The sequence below is a fragment of the Kordia antarctica genome (assembly GCF_009901525.1).
Classification (GTDB): Bacteria; Bacteroidota; Bacteroidia; order Flavobacteriales; family Flavobacteriaceae; genus Kordia; species Kordia antarctica.
Window position 1 is genome coordinate 618,609 of sequence record NZ_CP019288.1, and the last position, 12,218, is coordinate 630,826.

The following is a 12,218-nucleotide window of genomic DNA, read 5'->3' on the forward strand; positions in this document are numbered from 1 at the left end:
GAATAAAAGCAATAAATTTATCACATGAAAAAAACGATACTTTTGCTACTCTTTCTTTCTGTTGGAATGCTTTTTGGACAAGAAGCAACTCACGTTCGACTTTCCTCAGAAGCTGAATTTTCAATAATTACCTGCGGTTCAGGCAACGAGTTATACTCATCTTTTGGGCACAGCGCATTTCGCATAAAAGATCCTGTATTTGGGTACGATGTCGTTTACAACTACGGAACTTTTGATTTTGAAGCTGATTGGTTTTATTTAAAATTTGTGCAAGGAAAACTTCCATATCAATTAGGTCGTGCCAATTTCAAAAACTTTTTACGCACGTATAAATATGAAAAACGTTGGGTAAAAGAGCAAGTTTTAAATCTAACTCCTGAACAAGTTCGGCAATTATTTGACTTTTTAGAAAACAATTATAAGGTAGAAAACAGAGATTATAAATATGATTTCTTCTTCAACAATTGCGCAACAAAAATTAGAGACGTTATAAAAGAGAACTTTGGTGATGAAATCATTTTCAATGAAAATCATATCACTGAAGAAAAAACATTTAGAGGTTTAATTCACGAAAACTTAGACGATAACTCTTGGTCTAGTTTCGGAATTGACATTGCGTTAGGTTCGGTGATTGATAAAAAAGCGCCACCAATAGATTATCAATTTCTACCAGAATATGTGTTTGAAGCGTTCGGAAATGCTACTATGCGAGATTCGGGAACTCCATTCGTAAAAGAAACAAATCTCATCTTAAAAGCGCCCGAAACTGCTAAAGCAAACAAAAATTCTATATTGAGTCCGTATGTGATTCTCTCTATATTGATGTTGATCGTTCTCGTAATCACATTCCTAGATTTCAAAAATAACAAACGAACTAGATGGCTTGATGCTGTTTTACTAGTCGGAAACGGAATTGCAGGAATCATCATTCTATTACTTTGGTTTGCAACCGATCACACGGCAACAGCAATGAATTGGAACGTTTTATGGTTGCTCCCGATAAATATTTTCTTTGTTAAAAAGTTTTTCTCTAAAGCACAAGAATGCAGAGAATTATGGAAACATACTGCTTTTCTATTGCTATTAATCGCAGTCGTTTTCTTTTTATGGATTATTGATTTTCAGCAGTTTGCATTAGCAGCAATTCCTCTACTAATCATGTTTACCATTCGGTATGCGTATTTGACGTATTATTTTTTGAGGTTGGAGGAAGAAGTGTAAATCGCTTTTTATTGAAAAATTGAAGCATTGAATGATTAAAAAATTCTTTTTTGTCATTCCTGCGCAGGCAGGAATCCATTGTATCGTGATTAACAAATTCAATAATTGAAGGTATATTTTTGCCACAAATTCACGAATGTTTTTTGTTGTCATTCCTGCACCGCTAGTGCGAGTTTCAAAACTCGTACCGACAAACAAGCTAAAAGCAAACAGCTAAAAGCCAAAGTTATCTTCCCCGATAAAACAACACTGTACTCAACGTTTTTACAACGATATTAACATCCAAAAATAAGCTTCGATGTTTTATATAATATAAGTCGTATTGAAGTTTTCTCAAACTGTCTTCTTCTGAAGCGCCATAATCTGTTTTCACTTGCGCCCAACCTGTCACACCTGGTTTTACTACATGTCTAATTTCATAAAAAGTAAGACTTTCCGAAAGTTGTTTTACAAACGCTGGACGTTCTGGTCGTGGACCAATCATGCTCATTTCGCCTTTTAACACATTAAAAAACTGCGGAACTTCATCCAAACGCGATTTACGCAGAAAACCACCAAATTTAGTAATTCGGGTATCATTTCTCGTAGCCCAAACTGCGCCATCTTTTTCGGCATCAATCACCATACTGCGGAGTTTGTAAATTTTAAATGGCACACCATTTTTCCCAACACGTTCTTGCGTATATACTAAAGGTCCACGATTTCCGATCAAGTTTCCGATCAAAACAAATGGGAGAAATATCAAACTTGCAACCAGTCCTAAAATCGAAAAAACAATATCAAACAAACGATGAGAAAACAGGTATAATTTATTTTGATTGCTTCGGCTGAACGGAAAATATTTATAAAAATCTTTTCCAATATATTGTAATGGTACGCGAAACATCAATTCTTCATACACTTGTGTGTATTCTTTAATTGGCAAACCAGTTTCAAGCAAAGAAATCAAACTATCAAATAGCGGTTTACTCAATTCTTCACGTTCATTACTTGCAATAATAATTTCAGAAACTGCTTTTTGTTGTGCAATTTCTTTAAGATTTAAATTTTTAATTTCCTCTAAACCAGCTAATTCAGGAGCTTTCACGCTAGTATCAGAACTTGAATTTATATAGCCTACAATTTCATAATAGTTTGTACTTGAATTAATAGCATCTAACATTACTTTAATTTCTTGCGTATTTCCTATCAATAATATGTTTTTGAAGAATCTTGGCGAAGAAATAAAGAAAATATAAGCGCAACGCCACAAAAAGATTGCGACCGAAATTGCTAAGAAGAAATATAAAATTTGTAACCGATTTACGGGCAATTCAGGCGTTAAGAAAGGCGTCAATAAATAGCACAAAACCGTAATGGAAACCGAAAGTACAATCCCTTGAAATGTAGATTCAAAACGACTTGATTTTTGCAAATCATACAATTCAAAAATAGTAGAAAACAATAAGAAATATACAATCAATACCAACGTCCAAACCCAACGTTGTTGCGTGATCATAAAGTAATCGAAGTCGAAAATGTTGGAAACCAAATACAAGCCAAAAAGCAACGCAACTACATCGAAAACTCGAAGTAGCAGTTTACGTTCCGATATTTCGAAATGTATGTTAGATTTTGAGGCCATAATGTTCGTCTAAATATAAGAGATAAAACTTTTAGTTTTTCCGTTGCCTGCTTTTTTCTTCACATTTTGATTGATATTGTAGGTAATATCATCGGAAAAATAATTATAAATCTCTTGTTTTAGCAGTTGTTCATGCTTGTTGGTTAAATTTTCTTTGAGGTTAAATATAAGGATTCCTTTTTCCTTTTGGATAATTTGATAGGTAAGTTTTATGTCATGCTTTTTTCCTAAGTTTTTAAAAATGTAATAAAAATATAAACTTGGATAAATTTCTTTATTTCCGTAGACGTTCTCTCCTACTCTTCCTGCAACTTCGTTTAAAATATAATGTGCCATTCCACAGGAACATTTAGTATCTTTTGAAGCCAATTCAATATAATCGCCCAATTGATATCGAATGATGGGAAACGTTTTCATTTGCAAATTTGTAACTACAATTTGCTTGTCAATTTCTTCTACTAGCACGCCTTCCATGTTCAAATGCATGTTTCCTTTTGCACATTCAAACGCAATAATTCCAGTTTCGGCAGCACCATATTCGCTGATAATTGGCACACCAAAGGCTTTTTGGACTTCTTCTGTATAACTGTCGTAAATTTTCTCCGAAGTACCTTTTACCATTTTTAAATGCTTCGGTTTAGGTAGTTTTTTATCATTAATCAATTTTGCTGATTGATAAATCATAGAAGAATATCCGTGAATATAGGTTGCTTTTCTCAGCTTTTTCACAAATCGATTGAATGCTTTTTCTTTGTAATCAAACATACGAAAACGATTCTGTAAAGCATCTAAAGCACTGATTTTTAATTGTTTAAATCGCGAAAAATCAAATCCCCAAAAATAACCATTGCGTTCCCAAGGTTGTACATTATGCCAAGAATAACCTCTAAATATGGACGCTCTATTGAAAGAATCGGCACTTTCTTCCCGTTTATACACTAACGGATCGCCCGAAGAACCTGAAGTTGTGGCTGTAAATACTTTTTTAAAGGCATGTTTTGTATGAATTTTTTCGTTGTGCAGAATCACATCTTGCTTCGACAATAAAGGCAATTGCTGTATGTCTTTTAAAGATGTAAATGACTTAATATCAATGTTTTTGAACGTTTCTTTATAATATTCAGAATTTACTTTCGCGAAAGAAATGAGATCCTTTAATTGTGCTAATTGATACGCTTCTAACTGTTCAATCGACCAATGTTCGGATTGTTTTAAAAACACAAACCACTTCCGTATAGAAGGATTCCGTAAGCGTTCGCCAATATTGAAAATAAGTTTGTGAAACATGATTTTTTAAAAGCTAATCTGTTGTGAAACAAGCCTTAACAATTGGTTTCTACCAATCGAAATGATTATTTGCGAATTCCATCTGACTAAAATAATCTAATAAAAATAAACAGCTAAGAATAATCATTTTTTATTTGTTATTTTGCAATCGAATCAGCTCATTTATGAATCATAAAATCAAGTCTTTAATTTTTAAATCGTTAGACATCTTACCCAACAAGTTTGGTTATGGCGTGTATCATCAATTGCAAAAATTTCTAAACAGAAATAGCGTAAATTACAAGATCAAGACCAATGACAGCTCATTTAATGAAGCTTTAAAAATTCTAGCGAAAGCTACTATAGAACTGAAAAACAAGACGATTTTCGAATTGGGTTCAGGTTGGGCGCCAATTATTCCATATTTTTTTACCTATTTCGCAAAAGCTTCAAAAGTTGTTACATATGACATTAATGAACATTATGATGCAAAAACGATTGCGAAATTAAATGCGTATTTTTCTTCTGAATTCAACATTAACGTTGTTACTAAAAAAGGTACATATGAATTGCCAAGCAATATTTCTTATTATCCGAATAAAAATTTAGCAAACTCAGGTTCAATTTCTGATGATTCTGTTGATTTAATTTTTTCCAGATTCGTACTAGAACACATTCCACCAGAAGATTTAGTGAAAATTCATGAAAATTTTGCACAAAACTTGCCAAAACCATTCCATATTCTACACATGATTTCGCCAAGCGATCACAGAGCTTACAACGATTCTTCGCTTTCGTATTACGACTTTTTAAAATACAGTGCTGAAGCATGGAAAAAAAACCACACCAAGTTCGATTATCACAATCGGTTGCGCTTACCCGATTACCTTGACATTTTTAAAAATGCTGGTTTTGAAGTTGTTTCCTTAGATTATGATACCTGTGACAAAACTTCTGAAAAGTATAAAAAATTCAAAGAATTAACGCTTCACAAGGACTTTGAAAACTACACTGAAGAAGAATTATTAGCTGGAAGTATTAATGTGTTGTTGAGAATGTCGTAGAATTTTGATTTGATAATTTGATGATTTTTCAATTTTAAAATTACGCTATTTCTCATTTTCAAATCATCGAATTAACAACTTTTTCCATTTTTCTTTCACAATTTCCCAATCAAAACTTTCAGCTTTTTTACGCGCATTTTGCGTGAGTTTTTCAACCATTTCTGGAGAATGTATAAGTGCTTCAATCGCGTTCACCATTTCAGAAATATTATTTTCTGCAACTAAAATTCCATCTTTTTGGTTTTCGATTAAATACGGAATTCCGCCAACATTTGTAGAAACAACAGGCATTCCGAGCGACATTGCTTCAATCAAACTAATTGGTGTATTATCAAAATTTGTGGTATTTATGAAAATGTCATAATCCGTAGAAAGTGAAATCCAATCGTGTTTTGATAGTTTTCCAGTGAAATTTACATCAACATTGAGTTCTGAAGCAAGTTGTTTTGTTTTCTGGAAAGAAGCATCTTTTTCAGGTCCAACCATGCAAAGTGAAGCTTCCATTCCGTTCGCTTTCAAACCATGCAATACATGAACAGCTAATTCCGGATTGTATATTTCGGCAAACGATCGAACCCATAATAATTTTGCCTGAACGTTTTCGCGCTTTTTAAAAGGATAATCTGCTAATTCAACATTATTCGGAATGTGAACTAAATTCGTGTAATTATAACGTTCAAAAACAGTTTTCAAGAATAATGAAGGCGAAACATTCACATGCGCATTTTTAAAAATTGCATCGCTTTTAGATTTGCTTTGTTGCAAACGGTTTTCTAAATTTCCTCCATGTAAAATTGGAATGTATTTGATTTTCAATATAATACATAATTTACTCATCAAATATGCATACTGAAAATTCGTTGTACTATATGTATCAATCAACACATAACGCACGTTTTTTCGGTGCTTAAAAACTGTCCAAAGCATATCGAGCATTCGGACTATTTTATTCTTTTTATTGGAAGTCAATCGAATATCAAAACCTTCTTTTTGGAGTAATTTACCTAAAGTTTCAACAGTAGTTGCTGTTTTTCCGTGACCTGAAACGATATTTCCAACATATACAATCATGCTAAAAATTATTTGAAAAACTGAAGGTTATTTCCTCTGTTCCGAAGCCATAACCATCAAAAATTGCTTTGTAAGTTCCATCTGGTAATTTATGAATATCAATATGGTGCATTCCATTTTTCGCCCAAGTTTCTCCTTGATTTTTTAGTATTGGATTATTTTCAAGTTCAGATTCTTCATAATATTCTTTCGAAATAGAATCAATTGAAAAACCATACACAGCGCGTCCATAACCGCCAAAATGATCTTGCGCAAAACGAATCATTTTTTTATCTTCCTCAAAAATTCTACCTGCGGAACGCGTATAATTTCCAGAACGCACTGGCGACATCGGATGTTCTGTAAATTCGCCATGCAAACTATCTGAAACGTACAATCTCAAGTACATATCATCGGTTGCAAAAAGATAGGAAACGCCATCTTTTTCAAGGTATGTTGCGTCTACCAAACGCTTGTCTTTAATCAATACTTTAGCCACTTTCCAATCGAAAGGAAAGTTATTCGTTGTATATAATCGAACTTGACTGTGACGCTTTGTTTCAGGAATCATATACGTAATTCCGTCTTTTTCAAATATAAAAGGATAGGACAAATGAACCTTTTCATCAAGCGCAATTCCGAGATATTTCCACGTCCCGTTTTCTTCTACAGCAACACCAATATCTGCATGTTTCTCGCTCATAATTTCAAAAAAAGCATACCATTTTCCATCTTTTTGATGTAAAAAAGGATCTGCCATCAATAAATTTGACGGAATATTATTTATTTCTCTATTAAATACTTTTGCTTCGTCAACATTCCATTGCAATGGATTTTGAGTCGTTCCGGTTGCAATTGAATAATACGCGCCTGTAATTTTTCTTCCGAAGAATGGAACAGGTTTTTTCATCACATAAAAATACCCAACATAGCCCGAAAACAGTATTCCGAGTGTTAGCAAGAGTCCTATGATGTTTTTGAAAATTTTCACGTTATTTAGTCACTTTGTACAATCGCCATTTTCCTTTTTGAAAAAGCAATTCAAATTCAGGTAAATCTATATAAATTAAAACATACTCCACGCCATAATCACGTAAAAATTGATTTCCTTCTAATCGTGTTGGCAAACTATTTATTGCATGATAGTCTTCATACCATTGCACAAATCGCTTCGGATTTCCTTCTATCAGCATATTTGCGCCTTTGCTATCCAAATCAACCGAACGTCTTCCGCCGGAACGCCCAATATCTGGCGCATAGAATAGTGCATCTTTTGGTGTATGTTCCCTAATATATAGTAAAACTTCGTTTAAATCTTCATCTCCAATACTGTTTTGCATTGTTCCGATGGAAAGTGAATTTGGCAAAATGCATCGCGTAATATCGTTTAAAATGAATGGAATTTTATCAAAAATTGTATGTTTAGAAACAATTAGCAATAACAGAAATCCTCCAAAAAGAAACGGAAATAACTGTTTGAAACGCTCGTTTTTATAGAAAATATCAAGTATGAATACTACCGAAAAGAAAAATGCTAAGATGAGTAATTTCTGAATGCGCACTAATTGAAACGACATGCGAATGTTGAGATCGAACGCTAAATTCACAAAAAGTTCTACGTATGTAACTAGGTTTGGTAAAATAAACACGATTAAGCTTAGCCACAGTACATAAAAACTTCTCGTTTTATCTTTATGATTTCCTTTGAATTTAGCATATCCAATAAAGAGGAATACTGGTAAAAAGTAGATGATATATTTTAATCGCAACCATTGATACCAAAATGTTGTCGGTTCACTTAAAAAGGAAGAAAATTTCAGTTCTAGCGCTTTTTGATACGTTTCCAAACTATAATCTGTCGCTGTAGAAACATTGCCAAAATAGGTTAGAAAAAACGGCAACATTCCCGCGAAAGCGAGCAAAATAACAATGAAATTCCGTTGACTGAATAGTATTTTAAACTTCTTTTTTTCATAATATGAATGCAATAACACACAACTTAAGAAGAGCAAAACGCCACCTAATCCTGTGATTGGGTGAAAGTTAAACAATAATCCTGCAAGAAAAGCTGCTAGATATAGTTTTGTGTTGTTTTTGAAATTTATCAGCAAAAATGGCAATGGCATAACTGCGTAATACACAACACGCGGCAACATAGACCATAAATCGGAAATTCCCCAATATTCGTTTCCAGGAATCCAAATAATTCCACGCATGAATACTGAGATCAATAACGCAATCCAGAAGTTTTTCGTGATTCTAAATAGTAAAAAATACCAAAGTAATCCGAACAAAATGTGACAGATAAACGTTAATATATTGAGCGCTTGCACATAGTTTCCGTCTGTGAATTTTGCCAAAAATCGTAAGGTTTCTACATAAAAAGGCGTGTAATACTTGACATTATTAATGTCATTACAAAATAAATCTTTTGCAAATAAACTTGGATCATCTTTTTTGAGACATACCGGAATAATGTTGTGTAAATCTGAACTTAATTGGGTTTCGTTTGCTGACAAATTCCCCAAATAATATCCAAATGCAATACAAATATTTAGTAGAATTACGAGGACGTGTTTGCGATTCATGACACAGATTTTGGAGCTTTTGAGATGTCAAACTGAATGGCTTGTAAAAGCAATTGAAAACCTAAAATCAATGAAACTGTAATCAACATAATGGTTCCTGTTGGTGTAAATTCGCCTAAAGAAGCGTAATGAATCCAGTTGTAAATTCCGTAAACTAACCCAAAGAGAAACATCGGGAAACCGAATACTAAATATACAGAAGCAATATTGAAATCGTAAATAAAGTAACTTTTCAGAATACGTTTGAAGAATGTTTTTGTCAATTTTGGAATAAAAATAAACGGTATTTTCCAAATTTGCATGTTCGATTTTTCATCTCCGTAATTGGCTGGCATTGGCACATCTTTGATTCTGGCTTCATGAAAATACAATTCGGAAATCAATGACGATTCAAAATAATAATCGCGGTGAATATTTTTGAAATCTAACTTCTTTAGCAACTCAACTTTAATCGCAAAGAAGCCATTTGTCGGATCAAAATTATTCCAATAACCCGAAGCGGCTTTGGTTAAAAACGACAATCCTAAGTTTCCAACTTTTCGTGTAAACGGCATTTGTCGCAACGCTTTAAAGTCTTTAAAACGATTTCCTTTAGCATATTCGGCTTTTCCTTCAAGTAACGGACGTAATAAATCTGGAATAAATTTGCTATCCATTTGATCGTCAGCATCTACTTTTAGGACATAATCGAGTTCCAATTCAATTGCTTTTTTAAAACCCGTTTTCGTAGCGCCACCAACGCCTAAATTTTTTATATTTCTTACAATGAAAATTCTATCTCCAAATTTATCTTTGTACAATAAACTATCAGGGATAGGTTCTTTTCCACGATCATCAACAATGATAATTTTATCAATATATTCGGGCAGTTTTTCCACTACTTTTTCTATATGATTTGCGGCATTATAGTATGGAATAACGACACCTATTTTGTGTTCGGTAAAGTTTGTCATGACTTTATGTAATATCTTGGGGTAAGTAATACTGCGGTTGCAAACAAAAACAAGCCTAATATAGCAAAAATAGGTCTATAAATATACAGATGTTCTCCAAATAATAAAGTAACCATCATGGCGAGCACTAATCCTTTTAAGGTAATTCCTAAATATTGGAAACGTCTAAAATTCAAACTAAAATAGCTTACCAACCAACGTACGTAGAAAAATAATCCTAACAAACCAACTTCATTAATCAACGTTAGATAAATATTATGTGCTGAATTACCAACTAATATAAAGTTGTTAAACCCTGAACCAAAAGGAACTATGTATATATGTTCTAATAAATAATCAACGTACATCAAGGATAAATTTTTTCGTCCTGCGCCTAAATCTTCATACAATTGCTCTACATCACCTTCTGCAATTAACGATGGATCTGAAATTTTATTGACAACTCTACCTTCAAAAACATCGGTTACAATAGAAAATACTTCCGGATTGTAGCTAGAAACAATTCCAATGGCAATTCCGACAATGATTGACATGTAAATAAATTTTCCCGTAGAACGCACAAAGAAATACAGTAGAAATATTGAAAGTCCTAAATAACTTGTTCGTGAACCGCTTAAACCTAATCCTAATATTGCAAAGATAATTCCCGAAATTAGGATTAATTTGTTGATTTTCAATTCTTTCTGAATAAATAACCCAATGAATGTAATGACTGAAATCATCATGATCATTCCTAATACAATCTTATTTGGTCCTAAAATACCTGAAAAAAATCCTCCGTACGCTTTTCTGTCCAATTCACTCCATAAATACGCTACAATTCCAAGATGTTGTAATAACACAACTAACGAAGCAATACTAGCCATTATAATATGTAAATACACCAATTGACGTAATATTTTTACATTCCGCATCAGAATCAAGAAAAATATAAAGGAGAAGTAAAATATCAAGAAATGATACATAAACAAAGTTGTTCGTAAAATCCACGTCAGTCGTTCTGTAATATAACTAATGAAAAACGTGAAAATCATCATAAACATGCACCATTGGATAAAAATCCATAAGTAATGTGAAAACTTTTCTTGTTTTATAAACCAACCTAAAATGACGCGATTTTGATAGAATTGATACATCACCAACATACCGACAAAATCATACAATCGCAACTCGTTATTTCCTGTAATACTATAATTAAATACGGCTACATTGTAAAAATAGGAAACCAAAATAACGAATAACGTCAACTTTAGAAATGTAGATTTTCCCAGTGTCGCCAAGCGTTTTTCGATAATTTCCTTTTTTGTAGGCATTACAATTCGCTGTAAAATGTTGTTAATTGTTGAATGATTACTTTTTCTGCAAAACTTTCTTGAATATGTACATGTAATTGTTTCGCTTTCGCGATGCGACCCTGTTCGTTAGCAATCAAATATTTCAATTTTTCAGTGAACATTTCTGTGTTTTTAGAAGCTACTAAAAATCCTTTCGTTTCGTCGGAAACAACACGTTTACATTCGCCGACATCGGTTGCCAATACTGCCAATTCGTGCAATCCGTATTCTAGCAATGCAATTGGCAAACCTTCAGATTGTGAAGATAACACACCAATGTCACATTGCGATAAAATAGAGGAAACATCTTCCCTACTTCCGTATACAAACACGTTTTTGTTCAATCCGTGATCTTTAATGTATAATTTTATCTTTTTTGAATATTCATCTTCAAAATCTTTTCCTACTAAATGTAGCGTCCAATCGCTTGGCAGTAAGTTTTTAAAGGCTTCCAGCAACATAAAATGATCTTTCTGCGGACGCAAATTTGCCAAACAAACAATGCGTTTTCCATCAATTCCATACAATTTTGTGCTTGCTTTTACGCTTTCATTCTTCACAGGAAAATTAGACAAATAGATCACTTTCTTTGCATGTAAAGTTTGGACTGCCCAATCTTTCAACTGTTGATTCACCGAAATAATTCCGTTCATCCAACGAGAAGCAATCTTCAAAACCAACGACTTACGTTCGGCTAAAAATTCACTATTTCCATAATGATCGTGCCAAACCATTTTAAACTTCGGATAATACAATCGTACCAAAAACACAATAAAAAACGAAGTCGCATGCGCATGTACAATTGTGATTTCATTTTCTTTGATAAATGTTGCCAATCGCTTTACTGCCGAAAAATCAAACGTACTTTTCCGATTCAAAAACAAATAACCAACTTCATTCGCAATTTGATCCTTCAATAAACCTTCTTTTCGTGTCGCACATAAAAACGAAGCTTCCACTTCTGTCACCAAGGCATTCGCATACGTAACGGCTAATTTCTCAGCGCCGCCAGCATCTAAAGTGTCTATGACTTGAAGGGTTTTCATTTATAGTTTATGTGTTTATGTGTTTATGTGTTTATGTGTTTATGTGTTTATGTGAAATTACTTTTTAATTTA

Annotated in this window: 10 protein-coding genes; 2 read left to right on the forward strand and 8 right to left on the reverse strand. The window is 33.1% G+C overall.

What is annotated here, in order from left to right; genetic code table 11:
* Window positions 1-24 precede the first annotated feature (24 nt).
* Window positions 25-1,221: an Lnb N-terminal periplasmic domain-containing protein gene (locus IMCC3317_RS02700; protein WP_160127969.1), complete on the forward strand. Its 1,197-nt coding sequence runs from the start codon at window positions 25-27 to the stop codon at window positions 1,219-1,221.
* A gap of 226 nt (window positions 1,222-1,447) precedes the next feature.
* On the opposite strand, the gene IMCC3317_RS02705 is transcribed toward IMCC3317_RS02700, so the two are convergent.
* Complete coding sequence (locus IMCC3317_RS02705; protein ID WP_160127970.1) at window positions 1,448-2,845, reverse strand: sugar transferase; 1,398 nt, start codon at window positions 2,843-2,845, stop codon at window positions 1,448-1,450.
* 9 nt (window positions 2,846-2,854) lie between these two features.
* On the reverse strand, window positions 2,855-4,132 hold the full coding sequence (locus tag IMCC3317_RS02710; protein ID WP_160127971.1) for a phenylacetate--CoA ligase family protein: 1,278 nt from the start codon (window positions 4,130-4,132) through the stop codon (window positions 2,855-2,857).
* Window positions 4,133-4,296: 164 nt separating this feature from the next.
* Here IMCC3317_RS02710 and IMCC3317_RS02715 point away from each other — a divergent pair, with 164 nt between their 5' ends.
* Window positions 4,297-5,175, forward strand: a complete 879-nt coding sequence (locus IMCC3317_RS02715; RefSeq protein WP_160127972.1) for a class I SAM-dependent methyltransferase — start codon at window positions 4,297-4,299, stop codon at window positions 5,173-5,175.
* A gap of 63 nt (window positions 5,176-5,238) precedes the next feature.
* Here IMCC3317_RS02715 and IMCC3317_RS02720 read toward each other — a convergent pair whose 3' ends face one another.
* Genes IMCC3317_RS02720 through IMCC3317_RS02745 form a run of 6 tightly spaced genes read right to left on the reverse strand, consistent with a single transcriptional unit; the run spans window position 5,239 to window position 12,146 of the window.
* Window positions 5,239-6,246: a glycosyltransferase family 4 protein gene (locus tag IMCC3317_RS02720; RefSeq protein ID WP_160127973.1), complete on the reverse strand. Its 1,008-nt coding sequence runs from the start codon at window positions 6,244-6,246 to the stop codon at window positions 5,239-5,241.
* 1 nt (window position 6,247) lies between these two features.
* The gene (locus IMCC3317_RS02725; RefSeq protein WP_160127974.1) at window positions 6,248-7,216 is read right to left on the reverse strand and encodes a glucosamine inositolphosphorylceramide transferase family protein; all 969 of its coding nucleotides are present in this window, start codon (window positions 7,214-7,216) and stop codon (window positions 6,248-6,250) included.
* A 1-nt stretch (window position 7,217) separates the two neighbouring features.
* Window positions 7,218-8,813, reverse strand: a complete 1,596-nt coding sequence (locus IMCC3317_RS02730; protein ID WP_160127975.1) for a hypothetical protein — start codon at window positions 8,811-8,813, stop codon at window positions 7,218-7,220.
* Window positions 8,810-9,766: a glycosyltransferase family 2 protein gene (locus tag IMCC3317_RS02735; protein ID WP_160127976.1), complete on the reverse strand. Its 957-nt coding sequence runs from the start codon at window positions 9,764-9,766 to the stop codon at window positions 8,810-8,812. The genes IMCC3317_RS02730 and IMCC3317_RS02735 overlap by 4 nt, the downstream gene beginning before the upstream one ends.
* Window positions 9,763-11,079: a hypothetical protein gene (locus IMCC3317_RS02740; protein ID WP_160127977.1), complete on the reverse strand. Its 1,317-nt coding sequence runs from the start codon at window positions 11,077-11,079 to the stop codon at window positions 9,763-9,765. The genes IMCC3317_RS02735 and IMCC3317_RS02740 overlap by 4 nt, the downstream gene beginning before the upstream one ends.
* Entirely contained in the window at window positions 11,079-12,146 is a 1,068-nt protein-coding gene (locus tag IMCC3317_RS02745; protein WP_160127978.1) for a glycosyltransferase, read from the reverse strand. The genes IMCC3317_RS02740 and IMCC3317_RS02745 overlap by 1 nt, the downstream gene beginning before the upstream one ends.
* Window positions 12,147-12,218: the final 72 nt, after the last annotated feature.